Source organism: Streptosporangium sp. NPDC051023, from assembly GCF_040689595.1.
GTDB lineage: Bacteria > Actinomycetota > Actinomycetes > Streptosporangiales > Streptosporangiaceae > Streptosporangium.
Window position 1 is genome coordinate 77,268 of sequence record NZ_JBFBCE010000004.1, and the last position, 23,337, is coordinate 100,604.

At 68.6% G+C, this 23,337-nt stretch carries 19 protein-coding genes; 9 read left to right on the forward strand and 10 right to left on the reverse strand.

Annotated elements, in window-relative coordinates:
- Positions 1–9: 9 nt before the first annotated feature.
- From AB0395_RS03970 to AB0395_RS03985, 4 genes are all read right to left on the reverse strand, one after another.
- Entirely contained in the window at positions 10–1,839 is a 1,830-nt protein-coding gene (locus tag AB0395_RS03970) for a DUF4434 domain-containing protein (protein WP_366276732.1), read from the reverse strand.
- A gap of 60 nt (positions 1,840–1,899) precedes the next feature.
- Positions 1,900–2,988 carry a glycosyltransferase gene (locus AB0395_RS03975; RefSeq protein WP_366276734.1) on the reverse strand — a complete coding sequence of 363 codons (1,089 nt, stop codon included), beginning with the start codon at positions 2,986–2,988 and terminating at the stop codon, positions 1,900–1,902.
- A gap of 19 nt (positions 2,989–3,007) precedes the next feature.
- Positions 3,008–4,270: a nucleotide sugar dehydrogenase gene (locus tag AB0395_RS03980; protein WP_366276737.1), complete on the reverse strand. Its 1,263-nt coding sequence runs from the start codon at positions 4,268–4,270 to the stop codon at positions 3,008–3,010.
- Positions 4,271–4,468: 198 nt separating this feature from the next.
- A complete protein-coding gene (locus AB0395_RS03985; RefSeq protein WP_366276739.1) occupies positions 4,469–6,139 on the reverse strand; it encodes a glycosyltransferase family 4 protein in 1,671 nt (556 codons plus the stop codon).
- Positions 6,140–6,195: 56 nt separating this feature from the next.
- On the opposite strand from AB0395_RS03985, the gene wecB reads away from it, so the two are divergent.
- The 3 genes from wecB to AB0395_RS04000 all read left to right on the forward strand — a co-directional run bounded on the left by wecB (position 6,196) and on the right by AB0395_RS04000 (position 10,184).
- Positions 6,196–7,365 (forward strand): UDP-N-acetylglucosamine 2-epimerase (non-hydrolyzing), encoded by a 1,170-nt coding sequence (gene wecB / locus AB0395_RS03990; protein ID WP_366276740.1) that lies wholly within the window; start codon positions 6,196–6,198, stop codon positions 7,363–7,365.
- Between the two features lie 63 nt (positions 7,366–7,428).
- Positions 7,429–9,498, forward strand: a complete 2,070-nt coding sequence (locus AB0395_RS03995) for a glycosyltransferase (protein WP_366276741.1) — start codon at positions 7,429–7,431, stop codon at positions 9,496–9,498.
- A gap of 293 nt (positions 9,499–9,791) precedes the next feature.
- A complete protein-coding gene (locus AB0395_RS04000) occupies positions 9,792–10,184 on the forward strand; it encodes a hypothetical protein (protein ID WP_366276743.1) in 393 nt (130 codons plus the stop codon).
- 188 nt (positions 10,185–10,372) lie between these two features.
- Here AB0395_RS04000 and AB0395_RS04005 read toward each other — a convergent pair whose 3' ends face one another.
- A complete protein-coding gene (locus AB0395_RS04005) occupies positions 10,373–11,500 on the reverse strand; it encodes a methyltransferase domain-containing protein (RefSeq protein ID WP_366276744.1) in 1,128 nt (375 codons plus the stop codon).
- Positions 11,501–11,758: 258 nt separating this feature from the next.
- The gene (locus AB0395_RS04010) at positions 11,759–12,586 is read right to left on the reverse strand and encodes an alpha/beta hydrolase (RefSeq protein ID WP_366276747.1); all 828 of its coding nucleotides are present in this window, start codon (positions 12,584–12,586) and stop codon (positions 11,759–11,761) included.
- A gap of 399 nt (positions 12,587–12,985) precedes the next feature.
- On the opposite strand from AB0395_RS04010, the gene aroQ reads away from it, so the two are divergent.
- Positions 12,986–13,435: a type II 3-dehydroquinate dehydratase gene (gene aroQ, locus AB0395_RS04015; protein ID WP_366276750.1), complete on the forward strand. Its 450-nt coding sequence runs from the start codon at positions 12,986–12,988 to the stop codon at positions 13,433–13,435.
- Positions 13,436–13,485: 50 nt separating this feature from the next.
- On the opposite strand, the gene AB0395_RS04020 is transcribed toward aroQ, so the two are convergent.
- Both AB0395_RS04020 and AB0395_RS04025 read right to left on the reverse strand, forming a co-directional pair.
- A complete protein-coding gene (locus AB0395_RS04020; RefSeq protein WP_366276752.1) occupies positions 13,486–14,277 on the reverse strand; it encodes a MerR family transcriptional regulator in 792 nt (263 codons plus the stop codon).
- Between the two features lie 137 nt (positions 14,278–14,414).
- On the reverse strand, positions 14,415–14,738 hold the full coding sequence (locus AB0395_RS04025) for a YciI family protein (RefSeq protein ID WP_366276754.1): 324 nt from the start codon (positions 14,736–14,738) through the stop codon (positions 14,415–14,417).
- Positions 14,739–14,881: 143 nt separating this feature from the next.
- Here AB0395_RS04025 and AB0395_RS04030 point away from each other — a divergent pair, with 143 nt between their 5' ends.
- Together AB0395_RS04030 and AB0395_RS04035 are read left to right on the forward strand one after the other, a co-directional pair.
- Positions 14,882–15,547: a DUF998 domain-containing protein gene (locus tag AB0395_RS04030; RefSeq protein WP_366276755.1), complete on the forward strand. Its 666-nt coding sequence runs from the start codon at positions 14,882–14,884 to the stop codon at positions 15,545–15,547.
- A 125-nt stretch (positions 15,548–15,672) separates the two neighbouring features.
- Positions 15,673–16,080, forward strand: coding sequence for a DUF1801 domain-containing protein (locus tag AB0395_RS04035; protein ID WP_366276757.1), 408 nt, complete (start codon positions 15,673–15,675; stop codon positions 16,078–16,080).
- A 197-nt stretch (positions 16,081–16,277) separates the two neighbouring features.
- Here AB0395_RS04035 and AB0395_RS04040 read toward each other — a convergent pair whose 3' ends face one another.
- On the reverse strand, positions 16,278–18,857 hold the full coding sequence (locus tag AB0395_RS04040; protein ID WP_366276758.1) for a S8 family serine peptidase: 2,580 nt from the start codon (positions 18,855–18,857) through the stop codon (positions 16,278–16,280).
- Between the two features lie 1,173 nt (positions 18,858–20,030).
- On the opposite strand from AB0395_RS04040, the gene AB0395_RS04045 reads away from it, so the two are divergent.
- Positions 20,031–20,687: a hypothetical protein gene (locus AB0395_RS04045; RefSeq protein ID WP_366276761.1), complete on the forward strand. Its 657-nt coding sequence runs from the start codon at positions 20,031–20,033 to the stop codon at positions 20,685–20,687.
- A gap of 106 nt (positions 20,688–20,793) precedes the next feature.
- Here the strand turns inward: AB0395_RS04045 and AB0395_RS04050 are convergent, their stop codons facing one another.
- Positions 20,794–21,339, reverse strand: coding sequence for a CGNR zinc finger domain-containing protein (locus AB0395_RS04050; protein WP_366276764.1), 546 nt, complete (start codon positions 21,337–21,339; stop codon positions 20,794–20,796).
- A gap of 354 nt (positions 21,340–21,693) precedes the next feature.
- On the opposite strand from AB0395_RS04050, the gene AB0395_RS04055 reads away from it, so the two are divergent.
- Entirely contained in the window at positions 21,694–22,479 is a 786-nt protein-coding gene (locus AB0395_RS04055; protein ID WP_366276766.1) for a MerR family transcriptional regulator, read from the forward strand.
- Entirely contained in the window at positions 22,476–23,321 is an 846-nt protein-coding gene (locus AB0395_RS04060; protein WP_366276769.1) for a hypothetical protein, read from the forward strand. The genes AB0395_RS04055 and AB0395_RS04060 overlap by 4 nt, the downstream gene beginning before the upstream one ends.
- Positions 23,322–23,337 lie beyond the last annotated feature (16 nt).

Consider the following 23,337-nt stretch of genomic DNA (forward strand, 5'->3'; position numbering starts at 1 on the left):
TTACACCGATCAGAGGTTCACGCGGACGTGTAAGGGCTCCGCGGCGGCCCGCCCATCGGGCGAGACGACCTCGATCCTCACCCAGGTGTCCTGCGGCACCCGGGTCCAGTCGAACGGGATCCAGGCTGTCCTGATCCGTTCCGGCAGGTCCGGCGGCGGTGGCGTCAGGTCGACCCCCGCGACCTCGGCGACCTTGGGCTCCTGCTGTCCGTCCCAGATGATCGTCACCTTGGATCCGAGGGGGATGTTGTAGCCCCTGATCTCCACACCGTCCTGGATGTCGCGCGGCATGCGGACCGCGTCCACCGGGATCGGCCGGTCCGAGTCGCGGGTGATCTCCTCGGCCAGGGACGGCGAGCCGCAGGTGAAGAAGTCGCTCCACATGTAGGAGACGATCTTGGAGACGTACCTGCCGACCTGGGTCACCGCGGTGTCGAGCCGCTTCTTGTCCGTACGTCCCCTGGTGCCCGTCCTGGAGGCGCACGGCTCCTCCGTCGACGGCTCGAAGGCCTCGACGTTGGCCCAGAGCTGCACGTTGTAGCCCTGCTCGACCATCCTGGCCCGTGCCGCGGCCATCTCCCGGTAGTAGTCGCGGGTCGAGCCGTGGTAAGCGGTGCCGTTGGTCGTCTCGCCGACGACGGGCCGCAGCCGATCGTCGACCCGGTCGTTCCGCTGGTCGGGCCAGAACAGGCCGACCTTGCCCGTTCCACGGCTGTCCTGCGGTGCGATGATGCCGACGCCGGTCCTGGCAAGCGCCTCGAAGCCCTTGGCCACCTGCTTCGGGGTCGCGCTGAACGGCAGCCGCCTGCGCGCGTCCAGATAGGGGCTGACCAGGATGGGCTTGCCCGGCATCTCCTGCTCGACGATCTCGTGCTGGGAGGCGTAGACCGCGAGCGTCGGATGGTCGGGCTTCATGTCTCGAAGCTGCAGCTCGAACGGCTGGTAGAAGCCGCCGAGGGACACCCTGTTCGCGAACCGGTCACCGTAGTCCTGCAGGATTCGCCGGGTGAGCGTGGTGAGTGTGTCGGTGCCGCGCTCGGAGGCGCGGGTGCTCTGCGCCGGGTCGCGTGGGGCGAGCGGCAACGCGGGGAAGACCTTCACGCCAAACCGGTCGCCGAGGTCCAGCAGCTCGGTGAGGCTGTCCTTCGCGGCGGCGGCGACCAGGATCAGGTGGTAGCCCCGCCCCCTGTTCTTGATGTTGTCGCAGCTGGGGTCGTCGGTCCCGTCGTCCGGCGCGAGGATCCGGTAGAAGACGGTCTCGCCGATGGTGATCCGGTGTTCGAGCTCGGGACAGCGGAACAGCCCGTCGCCGAACGCCTCGTCGGTCCGGTAGACGAACGTCCAGCTCACCCGGTTGCCCGGGTTGGCCGCCTTGAGGTCCCGCTCGGCCGCGGCGACGCACGGCATCCCGTCCTCGACGCAGGGCTCGTAGCGGGGATCGACCTTCTCCCCCTCCTTCTCCAGGATCTGCCCGTCCTCGGTGGTCCTGCGGCCCTGCAGACCCCAGCCGATCCGAATCACGGTGTCGCCGCCGACCTCGTGGATCGCCGCGAACTGCCTGCGCCAGGTGCAGTGGTCGGTGGTGGGGATGAGCCAGTAACCGCTCAGCGCGTACGGCGTGCGCATCGCGGTGTCGAACGTTCCGCACGGGTCGGTGTAGGGGATGCCCTGGGTGCTCGCCGTCGCCGAGGGACTCCCCGAGGACCGCGTGGAGGAGGCCGGCGATGCGACCGGCGAGCCGTCCGCGGTCGGTTCGCTCTTTCCACGTGGCAGAACCATCACGACCGCCGCCACCGCCGCCAGAATCGTCACGCCGAGGAAAGCGGTGAGCCAGCGCACGTTCAGGACACTACCGTTCTGGCAATCAGGCGGACATAAACAGCTTCGCCATACAGAAGATCAGCTCTTGACCCCTGCCCACGCTTCGAGCTGGGAGACGAAACGGCGGGCGGAGTTGGGCCAGTGGTGGTTCGCACGGGCCGCTGCATACCCCCGCGCGCCCTGCCCGTGCCGCTCCCTGACGTCGTCCCGCAGGAAGACCACGGCCTGGGCCACGGCCTTCGGGTCCTGCCACGGCACGACCACACCGCTGCTGTAGCGCTCGACCAGCTCGACCGCGCGCGGCGAGGGGGTGGTGATCACGGGAATGCCGTGGGCCATGTACTCCACGATCTTCGTGGGCATGGAGTGCCGATAGTTGGGCTCGTCACGCAGGAGCGAGAGCCCGGCCAGCGCGCCGTCCAGCCGCTTGAGCGCCTCATCGTTCGGCATGAAGTCACGCCACTCCAGCACGCCCTCGGCGACCGCCGCGTTCAGGATCGGGCGCGACTGCGGGTCGGCGTAGCCGATCAGCTCGACCCCCACCCGGTGGGGCCGCAGCAGCCTGGCCACCTCGACGGCCTCCTGCACCCCCCGAGCCTCCGACAGCCAGCCGAGATAGACGACGCGGTCGTCTCCCGGCACCGTCACCGCGTCCGGGACCCACGTCTCGTTCGGCACCACGAGGTGCGTCCTGCGGAACCTGCCCGCGTAGGCGCTCTCGGCCAGCAGCAGGTGCAGATGACGCTCCGCCGTACCCTCGAGCAGGCGGGCCAGGAAGCGCACCGGCGGGCGCATGAACGCCGGAAGCCAGGGCTTCAGCGACAGGGTCGCCGGGGTGTCCTCGTGGACGTCCCAGACGACGGGGGGCCGGTTGCGCACCCCGACGACCGCGAGCAGCAGCTCGGGGTCGTGGACGATCGCGAGGTCGACCTGGCCGCGCATGCGCTTGAACACCTTGCGGGCGGCGCGCACGGCGGTGAGCCGCTTGCGCTCCGCCGCCCTGGGGAGGTCGACGCCGTTCACCCACGACCGGGCCATGACGCCCCGCGCGGTGTACGGCGCGGCATACGTGACCTCATGACCGGCATCCACCAGCGCGCGGATCTGCCGGTGCAGGATCCGGGCGTCCTCGGGGTGATGCACCACCGTCATGACGAGCACGTGCACTGCGCGCAGCCCTTCGTTACTAGAGCCGCTCGACGCGTTCACCCTCGGCGAGCACGCCTCGGGTGTCGAGCACGAGCCTGCCGTGGTCCTCGACGATCGACAGGTCGAAGGCGGCGTGCTGCTGGAGCAGCAACGTCACGTCCGCCTCGGCGACCGCCCTTGCGAGGTCTTCCTCCCGTGGCACCTGGGCGCCGTCCACCCGCCATTCCCTGACGTAGGGGTCGGCGAAGGCCAGGTCGGCGCCGAGATCGATGAGCGCACGCGCCACCGGCAGTGCCGGGGTCTCGCGCTCGTCGGCGATGTCGGGTTTGTAGGTGACGCCGAGCAGCAACACCTTGGAGCCGTTGACGGCCTTCCTGTGCCGGTTCAGCAGCCGCTGGACGCGGGCGACCACGTAGGCCGGCATCCGCTCGTTGATCTCCTGAGCCAGCTCGACGAACCGGAACGGGTAGCCCAGCTTGCGCACGGTGTAGGACAGATAGGACGGGTCGACCGGGATGCAGTGGCCGCCGACGCCCGGTCCCGGCAGGAACTTCTGGAAGCCGAACGGCTTGGTCGCCGCGGCCTCGATGGCCTCCCAGAGGTCGACGCCCAGCTCGTCGCAGAAGATCGCCATCTCGTTGACGAGGGCGATGTTGACGTGCCGGTAGGTGTTCTCCAGGAGCTTGGCCATCTCGGCCTCGCGGGTGCCGCTGACCGGCACGACCTGCTCGACGAACCGGGAGTAGAACTCGACCGCGCGCTCCTTGCAGGCGGGCGTGTAGCCGCCGACGACCTTGGGGGTGTTGCGCATGCCGTACTTGGCGTTGCCCGGGTCGATGCGCTCGGGCGAGAAGGCGAGGTGGAAGTCGGTGCCCGCGACGAGACCCGAGGTCTCCAGGATGGGGCGGGCGACCTCGTCGGTGGTGCCGGGCCAGGTGGTGGACTCGAGGACCACAAGGGTGCCCGCGGAGAGGTTGCGGGCGACCGTGGCGGTCGCGCCCTCGACCGCCGACAGATCGGGACGGTGGTCATCGTCCAGCGGCGTCGGCACACAGATGACCACGGTCCGGCTCTCGGCCAGCACCGACTCGTCGAGGGTCGCGCTGAAGCCGTTCGCCAGCATGTGCTCGAGGTCGGCGTCCGTCAGGTCGTCGATGTAGGAGCGGCCCGCGTTGAGCGACTCCACCTTGCGGGAGTCGACCTCGAAGCCGACGACACGCAGCCCGGCCGCCGTGGCCTCCTTCGCCAGGGGCATGCCGACATATCCGAGACCGATGACGGCCAGGTCGTAGGTGCTCACTCGGCCTCCTTCGCCGGCCTCGCCCCCGAGGGCGTCACGATCCGCGGCGAGCTCGCTGTGCTCGCTCACAGGGTGACCCTGGAATGCCGGAAACAACACTTCATGGTCGCAAAGGCTATCTCAAGTCCGAACGAGCCACGTCTAATGCGATTGAACGCATCGCAAACTGCCAGTTACCAGCCCGTCGATTGGAGGTCATCAAACGGTAAGTGATCGGTAAAGGTCACGGTATGTCTCCGCGACGCGGCTCCACGTGCGCTTCGCCGCCACCTCGGCCCGTCCCGCCTCGCCCATCGCGGCCCGCCGCTCCGGGTCGTCACGGAGCCCGGCGAGCGCGTCCGCGAGGGCCTCCGGGTCGCCCGCGGGGACCAGAAGCCCGGCGCCGCCGGTGCCCACGAGCTCCGACAGGGCGGGCAGGTCGCTCAGCACGACCGGCTTGCCGAGCGCCATGGCCTCGACGGGTTTCAATGGTGTAACAAGTCGGCACACCCGCAGGTCCTCGCGGGGGCAGACGAAGATGTCGATGGCCGCCTGCGCCTGCAGCGCCTCCTCGGGGCCGACCCGGCCCGGCAGGATCGCGACGTCCCCCAGGCCGAGCTCCTCGACCTGTTCGAGCAGCGCGGGCCGCTCCGTGCCGTCGCCGACGAGGAGCACCTTGACCGGGGTGCCCCGGTCCCGCAGCAGCGCGGCTGCGTTGATCATGGTCGCGAAACCCTCGTAGGCCACGATGCTCGAGACCGAGCCCATGATGATCTCGCCGGGCTCGATGCCGTACGCGGAGCGGAACGCCTCACCGTCGTACTTGGCCGTCAGCAGCGAGTCGTCGACCGCGTTGGGCGCAAGGAAGATCCTCTCCCGCGGCACGCCCCGCTCGACGATCTCGGTCGCCATGGTCTCCGCCAGGGTCACCACGGCGTCGGCCGAGCGCATGATGAACGCCTCGCGGTCGCGCTGGAGCACGTGCCGCTGGCTGCCGACGCGCTTGGGGTCGCGGGAGGCCCAGGTCTCCTCAAGGAAGCCGCGGACCTCGTAGACCAGCGGCGTCCCGGTCCGCTCCCGCACCGCCAGCGCGACCGAGCCGTTACGGTGGTCGGTCGCGGCGTGCAGGACCTGCGGCCTGAGGGTCCTGACCAGCTCGGTCACCTCGCCCGCGCCCTTGAGCATCCGCCCGTGGCTCTCGAACGGCACATCGCCGCCGTCGGGGATCAGCCGGTGGTAGGGGATGCCGTCGATCTCTTCGTACGGCGTCGCGTCCGCGTGGCCCTGCATCATCGGCCAGCCCCAGCTGGTCACGACGTGCGGGTCGAGCCCGGCGGCCTTCTGCGCGCTGACGATGCGGTGAGTCCGCACGGTGTATCCGGCCTGCGTGTACGGCAGGGCGTTGGTGACGCAGTGCAGCACCCGCCCCTCGACCCGCTCGCCCACGATGACCTTGGCCTTCGGCGGGATCGGGTTGGGCTGGATGGCGGCCAGCTCGCCCGCGTAGTAGGCGGCCCTGCGCTTGATGAAGGGGTACCTCGTGTGCCCCTGGAGCACGGCGACCGCCTCGCTCATCCGGCCCGAGTCGAAGTGCTCCTTGGCCTCGGCCCACGGGCCCTTGACCAGGCGCATGCCCAGCTTGCGGACCACCATCCTGGCCTGGCGCGCGGCGGGCCAGGCGAACCGTCCCACGACGGGACGCAGCCTCGGCGGCAGGGTCTCTGCGGCGGCCTGGGCCACACGCACCGGATCGGACTTGACCTTGGCCGCCACGACCCGGGAGACGATCACGGGGTGCTTGGCGAACCCCTTCAGAAGGCCGCTCAGCCCCGCACGGGCCGACTTCGCGGAAACCTTTGAGGAGTCTGGCGTGCTGGCATCGGATACCACGCGGTGACCGTACCATAGGCATCGTTTGCCCTACTCCCGCATGAAAGGCGAGGTCAATGAGGGACTACGCCCCCACGGGGACGACCCCGGACCCCGAAAATCCCCTCGTCCTGCACGTGCTCGGCGCGCGGCCCAACTTCGTGAAGGCGGCCCCGGTCGTCCGCGGACTCGCAGAGCTGGGGGTGCGGCAGGGCATCATCCACACCGGTCAGCACTACGACGCGCTGATGTCGGACGTGTTCTTCGCCGACCTCGGGCTGCCGGAGCCGATCGCCAACCTGGGAGTCGGATCGGGCTCGCACGCGCGCCAGACCGCCGCCCTGCTGATCGGGCTCGAGGACGTGGTGCTGGAGCACCGTCCCACGCTGGTCGTCGTCTACGGTGACGTGAACTCGACGCTGGCCGCGATCCTCGTCTGCGGCAAGCTGCACATCCCGACCGCGCACGTCGAGGCAGGCCTGCGCTCCTTCGACCGGGAGATGCCCGAGGAGGTCAACCGGGTCGTCACCGACGCCCTGTCCGACATCCTGTTCGCCACCTCGCCGGACGCGCTGTCCCACCTGGCGAACGAGGGCGTCGACCCGGCACGGGTCCACCTCGTCGGCAACCCGATGATCGACAGCCTGTTCTCCGCTCTGGACCATCTCGATCCTGCTCCGGTCCGGGCCCGTCTGGGGCTGGCGGAACGGTACGGCGTGGCCACGCTGCACCGGCCGGCGAACGTGGACGATCCGGCGTCGGCGAAGGAGCTCGTCGACGCGGTGCTTGAGGTGAGCGAGCGCCTGCCGATCGTGGTGCCGATGCATCCCAGGGGGCGTCAGCGGCTGGCTGAGGCGGGACTGGTGACCGGCGGGAACCTGCTCATCGTCGACCCGCTGGGCTACGTCGACTTCCTGTCGCTGGTGCGCGGCGCCGCCCTGGTCGTCACCGACTCCGGCGGGGTGCAGGAGGAGACGACCATGCTGGGCGTCCCCTGCCTGACGGTGCGCCCCAACACCGAGCGGCCGATCACCATCACCCACGGCACCAACCGCCTCGTCACCCCCGCGCAACTGGCCGCCGCCGCGGACCGGGCCCTGGCCGAAGGCGCGGCGACGCCCTCGGGTGAGCTGCCCCCGCTCTGGGACGGCAAGGCCGGGCCCAGGATCGCCCGGGTGATCGAGGCCTGGCTCAAGGGGGGCAACCTCTCCCCTGCCGGACAGGTCGTATCGCCCAAATCCCTGTAAAACGGCTGTTTCGGTGCGGCGTAAGCCGTACGCTGGCACGACCCTGGCGTAAAGGCGATTCCCATGAGTTCCCCCACGAGTGAGCAGACCCCCGAAGAGCCGAAGTTCCAGCGTCTCGGGCCGATCAACTGGCTGCCAGAGGAGCGCAAGGTCATCGAGCGCTTCGAGGAGCGCGTCCAAGACCTGGAGCGGCGCCTGGCCATCGCCGAGGCCCGTGCCGACTACGCGCAGTGGAAGCTGGAGTCGACCAAGGTCCAGCGGCCGTACCGGGTCGCGGAGGCGCTGACCGGGGCGAAGGGGGCCGGGGTCGTGCGGCTGCCCGGCAAGCTGAAGGCGGCGATGGCGGCCCGCAAGGGGCCCAAGCCGCCTCGGCCGGTGAGCGAGGTGGTCGCCGAGCTCGACCAGCAGGGGCCGGCCGTGGACGTGCCGCAGGCGAAGTGGCCCACGGGACCGATCAACCGGCCGGACATGAAGGTCGCGGTGATCCTGGACGACTTCTCCAGGATGGCGTTCAAATACGAGTGGGACCAGATCGAGTTCGGGCTGCGCGACTGGCCGGAGATCTTCGCCGAGCGCAGGCCGGAGATCCTGTTCGCCGAATCGGCCTGGCACGGCAACCAGGGCCGCTGGCGCTACCAGATGACCGGGTCGAACGCACCGAAGCCCGAGCTGCGGGCCTTGATCGACTGGTGCAGGGACGAGGGGATCCCGACGGTCTTCTGGAACAAGGAGGACCCGCCGAACTTCGACTTCTTCATCGATACGGCCAAACTGTTCGACTACGTTTTCACGTGCGACGGGGACATGGTGCCCCGGTATCGCGAGGTGCTCGGGCACGATCGCGTGGATGTCCTGCAGTTCGCCGCGCAACCCCGGGTGCACAACCCGATCCAGGAACGGCGGGGGCGGCTGCACGACGTCGTGTTCGCGGGGATGTACTTCCGGGACAAGCATCCCGAGCGGCGCGAGCAGATGGAGACGGTGCTTGCGCCGATCCGCGAGCTGGGGCTGCACATCTTCGCGCGCAACGGCACGGTCGACGAGAAGTACGCCTGGCCCGCCGAGTACGTCCCGCACATCGTGGGCGAGTTGCCGTACGACCAGATGCTGGCCGCGTACAAGATGTACAAGGTCTTCCTGAACGTGAACTCGGTGCTCGACTCTCCGACGATGTGCGCCCGCCGTGTCTTCGAGCTGTCGGCCTGTGCGACGTCGGTGGTCTCGGGGTGGTCACGCGCGATTGAGGAGACGTTCGGGTCGTTGATCCCGATCGCCCGGGACCAGACCGAGTCCTACAACCAGGTGCTGCATCTGATCAACAGTCCTGAGCTGCGCGCCAGGCAGGGGCATATGGCGATGCGGGAGGTCTTCGACAAGCACCTGTTCACGCACCGGGTGGATCAGATTCTGCAGTTGCTGGGCAAGCCTGTCTCGCCTGTGTCACGGTCGGTTTCGGTGGTGCTGCCGACGAACCGGGCCTCGCAGATCGAGCACGCGATCTCGTCGGTGGCCAAGCAGATCCACCGGCCGTTGCAGCTGGTGATGGTGCTGCACGGGCTGGACATCGACCCCGTGGTCGTGGCCGACAAGGCTCGGGTGGCGGGGGTGTCCGACGTGGTGGTGCTGCCTGCGGATCCTTCTTTGTCGCTGGGTGCCTGTATGAATTTGGGGATCGCGGCGGCGGAGGGGTCGCTCATCGCGAAGATGGACGACGACAACCTGTACGGAGAGCATTACCTGTCGGATCTGGTGCGTGCTTTTGACTATTCCGATGCGGAGTTGGTCGGGAAGGGCGCGCATTACGCGTTTTTCGAGGGTAGTAACACGACGATGCTGCGGCTGCCTGGGCTTGAGCATCGGTACAGCTGGCTGGTGCAGGGGGGGACGTTCCTCGGTAAGGCTGAGATGTTCCGGCATTATGGGTTCGAGGATGTGACCCGGGGTGAGGACACGCGGCTGGTGCGGCGGCTGAAGGAGGACCGGGTGAAAATCTACTCTGCTGACCGGTTCAATTTTGTTTACTGGCGGAGCGGGGATGCTTCGATGCATACCTGGCAGGCTGACGACATCAAGCTGACTCGTAACGCGCAGTTCTCCTTTGTTGGGCATCCTGAGGCGCATGTGATGATCTGATTTTGGGGACACGCTACAGGCCGGTTTTGGGGGCTGTGCTGAAGACGCGCTGCGGTGTTCGGTTGGTTCGCGCTCCGGGGGGTGGGTGCTCCGGTGCTGGCTGAAGCAATCCGTTGAGGTTTTCTCGGAAAGCAACCGCCGGGTCGGTGGGACTCGCCGGCTGTCTCTTGACGTCCTCCCGGCCCGAAAGACCTGCCGAAAAATCCGGGGAACATCACGAGGGGCCGTTTTGCATCTCCTCCCCGCCCTGAAGAATGGGGCATCCATGCTGAGGAACGTGGTGAGGAGAGCGCGTGACCGACATTGCCGATGAGATCGCCGACTGGCTGTACCCCACCATCGAGCGCGAGATGAACGGCGCCCAGGTCCTCGCCGCCGATGGCGATCTTCTCAGGGACCTCGGCGAGAAAACCCTGGGGCCCGGGGGTGGGGAGAAGTTCATCGAGCACATCTCCGGTAGCTCCCAGGTGAAGCTCAACATCATCCAGCGATACAGAGCCACCCGTGACCTCGTCAACACCTTCCGCAAGCGCCTCGGTGCCGGTGAGGCCCTGAGCACCGAGGACGCGCTGCAGCTCACACGCGCCACGATCCGGGACGAGACCCTGTCGGAGGTTCTGGCGTACCTCGCGGCCGGCTACTACCTGCGCCCCGGCTTCAAGGAGGAGTGGAAGCCCACGTCCTGAACGAAGCGGCCCCGAGCCTCTCTCCCCCCGCGCACACTCCCGTCACCGGTAGCGACGACGCAGGCGCGGTTCAGCCCGCCGGGCAAGGCTAGGCCGTTGGAGGGGAGGCGACCGGGCCTGCTGAGAGCAGGCCCGGTCAGGCTGGCGCGAAGCGTGAGGGCTCCTCGTCAGTTGATCAGATGACTGTGTCACCGTTCCTTTCTGGAAGAGCCCGATCGCGAACGCTCCTGCCTGCCCGGCGCCGCCAGTCGGATGAGGTACGACTGTGCGCCGGAGAGCCTGACGCTCTGGATGTGTACGGGGACGAGATGTCGGCGGATCCCGATGGGGAGGTCGCCGACGCCGGGAAGCAGGACCACGGCCGTCCCGTCCGGGGCGAGGACACGCCGCAGTTCCGTCCACCAGTGGGAGGAGGATGCGGCGAGCAGGCCGTGGGCGGCGACCTGGCCTCCCCAGGGGGGATTGCTCAGCACGCGGTCGACGCTGCCGTCCGGTAGGGGCAGGCGTCCGGCGTCGGCCTGGCCGATGGTGATGCGTGATCCGGCCGGGGTGACCGAGGAGAACACGGCCGTGTTCTCCCGCGCTGCGTGCAACGACTGCGGGGCGAGGTCGAAGCCGCAGAAACGAGCCTGAGGCTGCTGGTTTCCCGCTTCGGCCAGCAATGTTCCCGCGCCGCAGCAGGGGTCGAGAACCGTGTGGCCGGGATGGATGTCGGCCATCCGTGCCATGGCGGCGGCCAGCGGGGGATGCAGCGTCCCCGGAACGGAACGCCGTTTGTAGTCACGTCGGTGCAGAGGCCGGTCGGCGACCCGCAGCATGAGGGTCGCCCTCGTGCCGTCGAGGGTCACCCGCCATCCGCTGTGACCCGGCGGAGGTGCGGTTCCCGCGCGCCGCGAGTGGTAGCCGACCCCCAGCCGCCGTGCCAGGACGCGCCCGACGGCGTCTTCGACGTCGTAGCGGTTGAAGTTGCGCCTGCCCAGGAACGACGCCGACACCTCGACACCGGTGAGCGCGCCAGGACCTCCGTGGCTCTGGCGCGACCGCGTCAGCCGTTCGAGGTCGGCGATGTCGGCGAGCCGAGCGAGCGCGGTGGCGCCCTGCTTGGCCGTACCGGGGTCGGCGCACTGCCCGGCGAGCAGGAACACGTCGTCTGCCGTGCGCAGAGCGACGGCCCGCGCATCGGGCCTGTGCGCGCGAAAGTGAATCTCGCGGTGTCCCAGATGGGTGATCATGCCGAGTCCGAGCTGGAGTATCTCAGCGGCGACCGTTGGCTCCAGCCCGTGAACGCACCGCGCCACCAGGCTCGCCGCCGTCACGAGACGACGGGAGCACTGGGACGCGGGGCGGTGAGAAAAAACGCGCGAATGCGCATAGTGATCGTTCTTCTCCCACGTCAGCCCGGGGCAGCGCTACGCCACCCCGCCTCGTCGGCGACGGGTCTCTCCTCGCTTCGCCGACGGCGGCTAACGGAGGTCGAAGAAGAACGCGAACGTCATGGTTCGCGATCCTAGAATCCCTGGGACAGCTCGTTCAACCGATATTCCGCCTCTCTGGCACGACTGCCCCGTCTCCTCTCAGCTCCTGATGAAGGTCAGCAGGTCGTCGTTGAACCGGTCCTTGAAGGGGTTGATGTTGGCCAGGCCGTGCGGGGCGTCGGGATAGACCTTCAGGGTCGCGCCCTGGACGATCTCAGCCGACTTCCGTGCCGAGTCGTCGATGGGCACGATCTGGTCGGCGTCCCCGTGCACGATCAGCGTCGGGATGTCGAAGCGCCTGAGGTCCTCGGTGAAGTCGGTCTCGGAGAAGGCTTTGACGCAGTCGTAGGCGGCCTTCAGTCCAACTTGCATGCTCCACAGCCAGAACGCGTCACGCACGCCCTGTGAGACGTTGGAGTCCGGCCGGTTGGCGCCGTAGAAGGGGCCGCTGAGGTCCTTCCAGTACTGCGCGCGGTCTCCCGCCACCGCGATCCGAATGTCGTCGAAGACCTTGATCGGGGTGCCTTCCGGGTTGGCGTCGGTCTTCAGCATCAGCGGCGGGACCGCGCCGAGCAGCACGGCCTTGGCGACTCGGGAGGTGCCGTGGCGACCGATGTAGCGGGTCACCTCGCCACCGCCGGTGGAGTGGCCGACCAGGACCACGTCCCGCAGGTCCAGCTTCTCGATCACCTCGGCGAGATCGTCGGCGTAGGTGTCCATGTCGTGGCCGTTCGCCACCTGGCTGGAGCGGCCGTGCGCACGCCGGTCGTGGGCGACGGCCCGGTAGCCGTTCTCGGCGACGAAGCGGATCTGGTCTTCCCAGGCGTCGGCGTTGAGAGGCCAGCCGTGGCTGAACACCACCGGCTGCCCGGAGCCCTCGTCCTTGTAGAAGATGTCGGTGCCGTCTCTGGTGGTGATGTACCCCATCGCGAATTCCTCTCGTCGATGTGGCCTTCCCTCGAAGGCCACATCGACAGTTCCCGCTCTCGTTGAAGCCACCCCGGGCGCTCTCAACCCTTTGCCCGCCCTTGCCAGGGTTGAGGCCCCTGGAATGAGAAACGCCCTCTCCAGCAGCCGCTCACCCCCAGCGTCTTCACGCCACCTCAGCGTGTTCACCGAACACATGACGACCGACCAGGTGTCGGCGACCAGGTCCAGCGTGGTGCGGGCGGGACGGCCGGCGAGGAAGACGTCGTAGTCGCTCATGCATGTCAGTCCGCGTGCCGGTCGCTCACGCGTGTCAGCCAGGGTGTCAGGCGAACAGGACACGGGGCCCTTTGGCCTGTTCGGGGGTTCGGCTGCCTCCGGATGAGACAGAATGCTTCAGTGACCAGTGTCCACGTGCTCAACGGCCCGAACCTGAACCTGCTCGGCACCCGTAGGCCCGAGGTTTACGGGTCCACGACGTTGGCGGGCGTGGAAGAGCTGTGCCGCGAGGAGGCCATCCGGCTCGGGCTGGATCTGGTCTTCCGCCAGTCCAACCACGAGGGCCAGCTCATCGACTGGATCCATGAGGCCGGGGCAGGCGTCAAGGCCGGCGAGGTCGTTGGGGCGGTCTTCAATCCCGGGGCCTACACCCACACCTCGATCGCCCTGCACGACGCCATCGAGGGGACGGAGCTACCGGTCATCGAGGTGCACATCTCCAACGTGCACCGCCGGGAGGCCTTCCGCCACCACTCCTACATCTCCCCTGTCGCGCGCGGCACCATCGTCGGCCTCGGCGTGGACGGCTACCGCCTCGCCATCGACGCCCTCCACAGGATGTCCCGGTAGGTCCTTGCAGGCCCTTGCGGGAGGTGTCGGTCGGTGGGTTTGGGGCGCCGTCACTCCTCGCGGTTTGTGCTCGCCGTGTTCCGGACGCGCTCCAGGTAGGCGACCAACGCGGCCATCTGGCCGGCGGGCCAGGGCAGGCGTCGGCTGATCTCGGTGGTGTTGTCCTGCCACATTCTCCGGGCCGTGGTCGTGGTCCGCTCGTCCTGCTGACCGCCAGGGTGGAACGCGCTGCCCAGCGCGTCCCAGCGTGAGACGAGGTCGCGGACCTGTGGATCGTCGACGGGGGTTTCGGCCCGTACGTGGTGGAGCAGTTCCTCGACCAGGTCGGCCCACCGTGCCTTGGCCGCCTCGACGGCCTCGGGACCGAGTTCGGCCCTGCGTTCGGCCAATCGATCCCGCTGTTCCTGGGTGAAGTAGGTCTCGAACACAGAGATCATCTCCAAAGTCATCATGAACTGGTCAGGATCCGGCATCGAGGCATCGTCGAGTTGCCGCAGCAACCCGTGAACGCGGTGCTTGATCCGGTGGATTCGTTCGGCCTGGCTTTCCAGGTCACGGAGCTGAGCGGTCAGTAGTTCGCGCATCGTCGCCAGGTCGTCCGGCGAGTTCACGAGCACGCCCGCGACCTCCTCCAGCGACAGCCCGAGCGCGCGCAGTGCCCGCACGCGGTACAGCCGTCGCAGATCGTGCTCGGTGTAGCGGCGGTGCCCCGACACGGTGCGTTCGCTCGCGGACAGCAGACCGATCTCGTCGTAGTGGTACAGCGCGCGCACGGTCACCCCGGTGGCCTGCGCCAGCTCTCCGATGCTCCACCGGCGTCCGATGGCGTTCTTCCCGCTCACGTCGGCAACGCTAGAACCTCCCGTAGCGGGAGGTTCAAGGGCATGAGCCGCCCCATTCCCTCGGGTATCGCCCGTTCCCATCGCCCCGGCTCGCGCGCGAGCCGGGGCGATACCGCCAACAATCCAGGGGCCGCCGTTCAGGGGCCGAAGACCTGCTGGATCACGCTCTCGCCGTCACCGACGATCTTGCGGAACCGGCGGGTCAGCTCGATCGCCTCCTCCTTGGAGCGGACCTCGACCAGTGCGAACCCGGCCACGGCCTCCTTGGCCTCGGCGAACGGGCCGTCCGTCACGGTGATCTCGTCGCCGGAGGACGTCACGCGGATGCCGCCGGGCTCGAGGCCGCCGGTGGCCAGCAGGACACCTGCCGTGGTCAGTTCCTCGATGAACTTGCCCATCTCGATGTGCAGCTTCTCGTCGGGAACGGTGTCGGAAGGCTTGGAGATCATCAGGTAGCGCATGTGTCTTTCCTTTTCTCTTTCGGGTGCTCTGCCTACGCGTCGAACAAACCTATGTGACAGGGAACGGGGGCATTCCCTGTCACATCGCCGAGTCGACGTGTGAGCGAGAACCGAAGAAGACGAACCCGAGAAAGGCACCGGTCATGACCTCCACCGTCCAGATCCCCGCCTCCGCCGCCACCGTCTCGACCTCCACCCGTTCCCTGCTCACCTGCGCGGCCGTCGCGGCACCCCTGTGGACGGTCGTCTCCCTGGCTCAGGCCGCGACCCGCGAGGGCTTCGATCTGACCCGCCACCCGCTGAGCGCGCTGAGCAACGGTTCCCTCGGCTGGCTGCAGATCACCAACTTCCTGGTCGCGGGCGTCCTGACCGTCGCCGGGGCGAGTGGCCTGCGCCGAGTCCTGCACGGCACTCCCGGAGGCAGGTGGGCGCCACGGTTGGTCCGGATCAACGGCATCGGCATGATCGCCGCCGGAGTCTTCGTCATGGACCCGGCCGACGGCTTCCCCATCGGCACCCCGTACGGCATGCCCGAGGCGCTCACCTGGCACAGCTACGGCCACATGGCCGCGGGCTCGGTCGCCTTCATCGCCCTGATCGCCGCCTGCTACGTCCTGGGCCGCCACTTCAGCCGCGCCGGGAACCGCGGCCACGCCATCGCCTCCCGCGTCGCGGGCACCGCCCTCCTGGTCGGCGACGGCTGGGCCATGAGCGGCGGTACGGCGGGCTCCCTGAGCCTGGCCATCGGCGCCATCACCGCGATGCTCTGGATCGCCGTGGTCGCCGTCCGGTACCGCCGCGGTCTCTGAAATCCCGCGAGAGCGCGCATCGCGGGTACCGCCGACACCGCCGGCCGGTCTGGGGCCGCCTGCGAGCAGCCCGAATCCGCCCTACAGGCAAGTTCCAAGCAGTTCCAAGCAGTAAGGACATCGACATGGCCACGTTCGCCACCGTTCAGGACTACCTCGCCTCTCTCCCCGAGTCCCAGCGGCACATCGCCGACAAGCTCCTGCCCCTCATCGAGGAGGTGCTGCCCGGGGCCGGTGCGCTCTGGCACGGACACCCGGTGTGGAGTCTGGGAGCGGCCCCGGGCAAGTCCCCGGTCTGCCATCTCAAGGCCTACTCCTCCTATCTGACCTTCGGGTTCTGGCGGGGCCAGGAGATCACCGACCCGTCCGGCCGCCTCGAACCCGGCGCGCGGGCGATGGCCTCCGTGAAACTCCACGACCTGGGCGACGTCGAAGCCGCCCTGTTCACCACCTGGCTGCGGCTGGCACGGGGCCTGGAGGAGCAGGACTCCGGTGGTCCGCTGGTGGTTTCGGCCGCGGATCCAGCGAAGTAGTGCCTGACCCGCACTCGCGAAAAGACGGTTCGGCCTGGTCCGCCTGGCCTGCTGTTGGGATGTCGCGGGTCAGAGATGGGGGCGCTGGGTTTTCCGTGATCGCTGTGGGGAGTTCTGGGGCTCGGCCCCGTTTCCCGCATGGGTCTGGCCCCGCGTCATTCGACGCGAGGCCAGAACAGGAGGTCTTCTGTGATCTTCTAGGGGGTCAGGATGTCGTCGATCGCCGCGTGCAGGTCAGGCCGGGGGCCGATGTGGTGGGGGTCGCCGGTGGGCTGGGCCGTGCCGGTCAGTTTGAGGGTGCTACGGACCTGGCTCGGGGTGAGCACTCCGCTCGCCGCCTTGGCGACACCCTGGAGGTCGGCCACCACTCCGGCGACTATGGCGCTGGCGCTGGAGGTGCCGCTGAAGTAGCTGATGTACAGCTTGTTCGGGTTGGTCTCCGAGGGGGTCAGGTCCTGCGAGCCGGGGATGCCCAAGGCGGCCACGCACGCGCCGTAGGCCTGGATGTCCACGCGCGAGCCGTACGTCGAGAACGACAGCGCTCTCAGCTCGGCGGTGGGGGCTGAGCCGGTGCAGTTCGTCCCGCCGGGGCTGGGCGGTGCTCCCGCGCCGATCACGATGGCGCCGGAGTCGGGACGACCCATGATGGTGGTGGCGTAGGCGTCGGTCGGGTCGTCGAGGTCGTTGCCGCCGTTACCGGCCGCCTCGACCACGGTCACCCCGGCGGCGGTCGCCAGCACCGTCTGGTCGTAGGCGCTGCTGTCCACCTCCCAGGGATACCAGCCGCCGGAGGGGCCGTCGGGGGTCACTCCGAGCTCGTACAGGATCACGTCGCCCGGTCCGGAGTGCGCGGTGGCGTAGGAGATGGCGTCGGGAACATCAGCGCCGGTCAGGTGCAGCGTGGCGTGTGGCGCGATGCCCGCCATGCCGAGTCCGTTGTTGTCCTGGGCGCCGATGATCCCGGCGACGGCGGTGCCGTGGCCGACCCTGACGTCGGTGGAGCAGGGGTCGCCGAACAGGGCGGGCGATTGGACCACCGCGCCGGTCGCGACGCGTCCGGCCAGCTCCTCGTGGCACATGTTCCACGCGTTGATCAGTCCGCTCAGCTGGAACGGGCTGGTCCGGGTGGTGGTGGCGCCGTCACCGAGCCGCCCGCTGCCGTTGGCGCCCCATACGTGGAACCACTGGCTGAGCTTGGCGACGTTGTGCGCCGTGCCCACCGCGATCGACTCGGCGGTCAGGGAAAGCGCGACGGGTGTGGTGGAGTCGGTGGTTGTGCCGTTGCCGAGCTGCCCCTGGGCGTTGTCACCCCAGGTGTAGGTCGTCGAGGTGAGCGACGACGTCGTGGCGGCGCTGTGCAGGGAACCGGCGGCCACCTGGCTGACGTTGGTCAGGCCTGACACCGAGACCGGGGTCTTCCTGTCGGTGACGGTGCCGTCGCCGAGCTGGCCCTGGCTGTTGTCGCCCCAGGCCTTGACCGTGCCGCCGGAGACCAGGGCGAGCACGTGTTCGCCGCGGCTGCTGACCTGGCTGACACCGGTCAGGCCGGACACGGCGACCGGGGAGATCCGGTCGGTGGTGGTGCCGTCGCCGAGCTGCCCCTGGCTGTTGTCGCCCCAGGCCTTGACCGTGCCGGTGGCGAGCACGGCGACGGAGTGGGCCGCCCCCGCCGCGACGGAACCGAAGGCGGTGGACACGCCGGTGAGGCTGGGAACGGTGAGTGCGAGCGAGGAGTCGCTGGTGCCGTAGCCGAGCTGGCGCTGGCTGTTGTCGCCCCAGGCCCGGACGGTGCCGTCCGACATCGTGGCCAGCACGTGGCCGGCGCCCGCGCTCACGGCCACCGCGGTGGAGATCCCGGCGACCTGCACCGGGACCAAACTGTCGGTGGTGGTGCCGTTGCCGAGCTGCCCCTGGCTGTTGTCACCCCACGCCCACACGGTGCCGTCGGACTTCAGGGCGACCGAGAATCCGGTACCGGCGGCGACGGCGTTGACGCCGGTCAGGCCGGGGATCTTCACCGGGACCTTCTTGGTCGTGGTGGTGCCGATGCCGAGCTGGCCCTGAGCGTTGTCGCCCCAGGCCCACACCTCACCGCCTGACGCACTCCACGCCACCAGCAGCGAGTGGTCGTCACCCGCGGCGACCTTCTGCGCCCCGTACTCCGGGATCAGCGAGGCCTGGACCTCGATGTCGGTGACGGTGATGCCGTCGCCCTTGCCACCGGTCTGCGCGTTGGCGTAGTCGGCGTCGACCCCTCCGCCCTGGACGGCACCGGTCGCGTTGCGGTACCTCTGCTCCGAACGCAACGGCTCGGTGGGGGAGGTGAGAATCGGCCTGGCCTGGGCGATCTCCACCGACGGCAGCGCGTTCAGGTCGCTCAGCAGCGACTCGATGCCCTTGGGCACGGTGACGACGAACCAGGAGTTCAGGTCGGGCAGCTCGCGGCCGGTGCTCTTCTCCAACTGGAGCCGCTGCTGAGTGATCTTCGTCTCGGGCACCGACGACAGGGGCCTGATCGACGCGCCCTTGTACTTGGCCAGCACCTGCTGGATCTCGGAGGCGTCGGCCGCGTTCTCCGCGACCAGCTTCTGATCGCGCAGCCGTACCGCTTTGTCGGAGTTGAACTTCACCGACAGCTGGGTCGTGGAGAACCCCTTGGGCAGTGGCCCGTGCGTTCCCGGTGCGACCCCCTTCTCCTTGCTGTGGTCATACGACGGGGCCGGTTCGGCCGAGGCCGATCCCGCCGAGACCATGCCCGACAGCGTGCCGACGGTCACGGCGAGTAGGGCCGCGGCGAGCCGGCGTCCTGACGACCGAAACCTTCCACCATCCCGAGCAGTGGGGTGAGCGGACAACAAATTCTCCTCTGGCGTCTTTCGCGACGCGCGAGTTCAAAGTCTTACAGTCAGTGACTCCGGGCGTGCCGATAAGTAACGGCATGCTCCCTGAGCATGACAAACCGAGGCGTCGCCGCCATCGGAAGACCCATTACCCGCACAATCAGCGCGTGTCATAAAAACAACAGACCCGACGAGTCAGCATAGGCTGATCACCCACTAAAAAATCAACCATTTAAAACGACTCGCACGGGCGGCCATTAGACGAACGCGCGGAGTGATTACACCGGTCCACGGCAGCGCCGACCTGCCCGTGAAAGGTTGATTCCGCCACGCTTGACAGCGACCGGAAAGCGACGTAGAAATGACGGCCATTCGACATCCGGCGACCTGCCCAACCCATATCTTTCCAGGTCATCGCGTTTTATCGCGCCGCAGGAAGAGTGGCTCCCGCGACAAGCATCTACTCATTTCACCATTGTTTAAAGTGTGCACGGATCGCACACTTCTCTTGATAGGATGGAGCGCTCTCCCGAGATGGCGACCTTCGACACGATGCGGGGCCACGCGAAACTCTCGGTGAAACGAATTCCAAGGGAGTTCCTCCCGGCGGGCCAAACCACACGGAGCCGACGCCGTCGACTCCGATCACCACGCCCCTGTGCGGAGCGTGACAAGATTAACGTGACCCGCAGATCCCCTCCGGAGATGCGGACCCCGTCCGCAGTGGTTCTGGAAGGGATCCGTGCGGTCCATTCCGGCGCCGACGATTCCAACAATCGGGCATCTTCTCGTAAATCGCACACATCAGGGCATGTTTCCGTGCCGAACCGATAAACCCGCCACGTCCCGCGAGCTGACGGCACGCCCCCGGATGACCGGGCGGACGGACGGTGGCGGGAGGTCATTTCTTCGAGACTTCGAGGAAGGGCAGCGTGGTGTCTTCCGGAAAGGAACGTGATCGACATAATGAGATGAACGGCCTGGTCAGCACGGTTTTCCAGCATCCTCCCCTGATTCCGTCGGTATCGGCCTCTCATCGTCGTCCGCACCCCGTCCGCTCGGCGAGAACACACAGCAGGCATCTGAGCGTCCGTCCGGCAGGGGAGAGTCATGCGTTCGATCACGGGGATAGGAGTGGCCGCCGCCCTCGTCATGACTTCGGGCGCTTCGGCCGGGACTCTCCGCGCGCCCGCCATGGGCGTGACACCGCCGGGGAACGTCACGCTGTCCCCGAGCGCGTCACCGTCCCCGAGCGCGTCACCGTCCGCGAGTGTCTCGACGGACCCCAGCAAGCTTCCCCCCGGGTTGAAGGACGTCACCTCACTCCGCGTCCTGCCCCCGTGGCCTCGCCAGCACAACAACGTCCGGTTGTTCATCCACTGTCCGACCAACTCCAACCACGCGATCGTCGGCTCGACCGCGTTCAACCTCAAAGGGTCGAGACACCTCTACCGGGAGGTCGGGGTCGGCGTCTCCAAGAGGGGGCTCGGCCGCGACGCGGTCTCGATCTCCTACTACGCGCTCCCGGGCTTTCACACGGTCCGGCTGAAGTGCGTGAAGGTCAAGATCAACCACAAGACCCGGATCAGAAGGATCCGCGTGCTCAGCCGACTCGCCGTACCCATCCGTGTGCGGAGGTTCAACATCGCGCAGTTCTTCGCCTGTCCCCTGGATTTGGATGCCAGGACAGCCGAACCGCCGGGGAAGCATGCTCCGCGCCCCTCCCCCGCCTGCGGGCCGGTTCCCGGGGGGCCCGGAGGAGCGTGATCCCAGGCCGGCTCGGGCCAGTTCCCTGGGTCCCGGGGTCCAGGGTCCCGGGGTCCCGGGATCCCGGGTCGCCCCGGAGAGACGGGCTGTGGCGGGCGCCGGGGTGTCAGGGGGTGTGGCGGGCGCGGTAGGTCCGCACCTTGGTGCGGTTGCCGCACTCGGCCATCTGACACCACAGCCCGGCCCTGTTCCTTGAGTGGTCGTAGAAGGCCCACAGGCAGTCCTCCGCCGGGCACACCTTGAACCGCTGCCACGTCCCGTCGAGTGCCGCCGCTCCGACGACGGCCAGGATCCCGCCAAGTTCCCGCAGGCCTCCGCCGTCCCCCGCGGCCAGCTCCAGGTCGCCGGCGTCCCGCACCCGCAGCCGTACGGCGGCGTCACGCGCCAGCTCATCCAGGACGCGTACGGCCTCAGGGGACACCGGCGTTCCCGAGTTCGCCCTCGCGAGGGCCCGCAGCGCCTCACGGACCAGGACCGCCCTGCGCCACAGTTCCTCATCGACGGGCGTGGCCTCGTCGATCGGCGTCCGCGCCACCAGCCAGGCGCGCAGACCCTCCGGCGTCGCGAGGGCGTCGGTTCCCTGCTCCAGGTCACGGGTGTTGACGAACTCCCGTACCAGTTCCAGCTCGCCGGGGGCGTCCTGGCGCTTCATGAGACTCCCTCTCGTTGACTAACCAGTAAATCGTTTTATAGGTTACTTCTCGAACGGTTGTCGGAATATAGGGGCATGTCCCCTTCCGGCTCCCAGAGCCTGGCAGGCTTGAGAGGACGGTTCATGGCGGACAGGCGTCCATATCCCGAGAGCATCCACGCCCCTACCCGCCCACGTGGCCGCACGCTGTCCCGGTATGGAGGTCTGGCCGCCGTGATCACGGCGACGGCGCTGTGGAGGCTGGGCGGCCCCGAATCGCCCGCTTCGCCGCCGGTCCTGCCCCGGGACGGCCTCCCGACGGGACCGCGGGCGCCGGGTTGACCCTGCCGTAGCGTCAACGTTTCTAATGAGGGCATGCGAATCGGCGATCTCGCCGCGCTGGTCGGGGTGTCGACCCGGACCGTGCGCCACTACCATCACCTGGGCCTCCTGCCGGAACCGGTACGGCTGGCCAACGGCTACCGGGAGTACCGGCTGCGCGACGCGGTGATCCTCGCCCGCATAAGGCGGCTGGCCGAGCTGGGCCTGTCGCTGGACGAGATCCGCGACGTGCTGGCCGCCGATCGGGGCAGGGAGCTGCGCGAAGTGCTCCTGGAACTGGACGCCGACCTCGCCAAACAGCAGGAGGCGATCGGCGCCAGAAGGGATCGGCTCGCCACGCTGCTGGCGGAGGCGGACCTGCGCCCGGACTCGACGGTTTCCCCCGACATGGCGGCGGTGCTGCGCGCGCTCCCCGCGGAGGGCTCGAGGTTCGCCGAGATCGACCGCGAGCTGCTGGCACTGGTGGACAGCGTGGCCGACCCGGCGGGCCGGGCCCGGATGGTCGACCTGATGCGCCCGCTCACCGAGCCCGAGGCGCTCGCCCGAGGGCACGCCCTGTACCGGCGGCTCGACGAGCTCGCGGACGCGGATCCCGGCGACCCCCGCGTCGCTGTGCTCGCCGCCGACCTCGCCGCCCACCTCCCCGCCGAGCTGGCGGCGGCGATGCTCCCGGACACCGACCACGCGCGCCCTCGGGGAGACGGCCGGGCGGAGGAGGCGGACGCCATGCGGTGGATGAAGACGCTGGACGCCGAACTGTCCCCCGCCCAGGCCGAAGTGTTCCGGCTGGTCATGGCCACGCTGCGGGGAAGGACATGATGCTCCGGATCGCGCGTGCCGCGTTGTTCGCCGTGCTTCCCGCGGAGTTGCTGTTCGCGGTCCTGATCGTGTCGGGAGTCCGGCTGCCCGGCCCGATGCTCGCGGGGGCGGAACTGGCCGTCGTGCTGGTGCTCGGCTTCGAGACCGTGACCGCCTACCGGCTGTTCAGGGCGGAACGGCGGAGCGGCGCCGACCGGCGGGCGGCGCTCGGGGCGACCGTCGACCACCTGGTGCCCGTGCGGGTGCGCAGGATCATGGGCTTCGAGCTGAGGAGTATGGCGAGCCTTCTGCTGTGGGTCGCGCGCCGCCGCGACGGCGTGCCGCCCGGCGCGACCGCGGTGCCGTATTCGGGGGAACAGTCCTCGACGCTGCTGGTGCTTCTGTTCCTGATGGTCGTCGAGACCGTGGCCGTCGACCTGCTGCTGGTCGGGCTCGGTGTGTCGGACGGCCTACGGCTGCTGGTGCTGGTGGCCGACGTCTACGGGATCGTGCTCGTGCTGGCGCTCGGCGCGGCCTGCGTCACCCGGCCGCACGTCGTGACCTCCGGGGAGCTGCGCGTCCGCTACGGCGCGTACTTCGACCTGCGCGTCCCGCACGACCTGATCTCCTCGGTACGGCTGTCGCGCACCTACAACGAGAGCGGCATGGTCACCGTGACCGGCGAACGGCTCAGCGTCGCGGTTTCCTCCCAGACCAACGTGGTCGTCGAGCTCGCCGAACCGATCACCGTCGTCCGCCCCCTGGGCCGCAGCGCCGAGGTCACCGTGATCCGCTTCTTCGCCGACGCCCCGAACGCCGTACTGACCGCCCTGCGGCCTCCCCAGCGTCACAACGTCCCCTGATCGGTGCGGGGAGTCA

Excerpts from the sequence above, each read along its gene's own strand:
- wecB (WP_366276740.1), top strand. The coding sequence starts at position 6,196 with ATGAGGGACTACGCCCCCACGGGGACGACCCCGGACCCCGAAAATCCC.
- AB0395_RS03995 (WP_366276741.1), top strand. The coding sequence starts at position 7,429 with ATGAGTTCCCCCACGAGTGAGCAGACCCCCGAAGAGCCGAAGTTCCAG.
- AB0395_RS04010 (WP_366276747.1), bottom strand. The coding sequence starts at position 12,586 with ATGGGGTACATCACCACCAGAGACGGCACCGACATCTTCTACAAGGAC.
- AB0395_RS04025 (WP_366276754.1), bottom strand. The coding sequence starts at position 14,738 with ATGCGCTACCTGATGATCTCCAAGCCTTCCGACACCGTTCCCGACGAG.
- AB0395_RS04030 (WP_366276755.1), top strand. The coding sequence starts at position 14,882 with ATGACCTCCACCGTCCAGATCCCCGCCTCCGCCGCCACCGTCTCGACC.
- AB0395_RS04035 (WP_366276757.1), top strand. The coding sequence starts at position 15,673 with ATGGCCACGTTCGCCACCGTTCAGGACTACCTCGCCTCTCTCCCCGAG.
- AB0395_RS04045 (WP_366276761.1), top strand. The coding sequence starts at position 20,031 with ATGCGTTCGATCACGGGGATAGGAGTGGCCGCCGCCCTCGTCATGACT.
- AB0395_RS04050 (WP_366276764.1), bottom strand. The coding sequence starts at position 21,339 with ATGAAGCGCCAGGACGCCCCCGGCGAGCTGGAACTGGTACGGGAGTTC.
- AB0395_RS04055 (WP_366276766.1), top strand. The coding sequence starts at position 21,694 with ATGCGAATCGGCGATCTCGCCGCGCTGGTCGGGGTGTCGACCCGGACC.
- AB0395_RS04060 (WP_366276769.1), top strand. The coding sequence starts at position 22,476 with ATGATGCTCCGGATCGCGCGTGCCGCGTTGTTCGCCGTGCTTCCCGCG.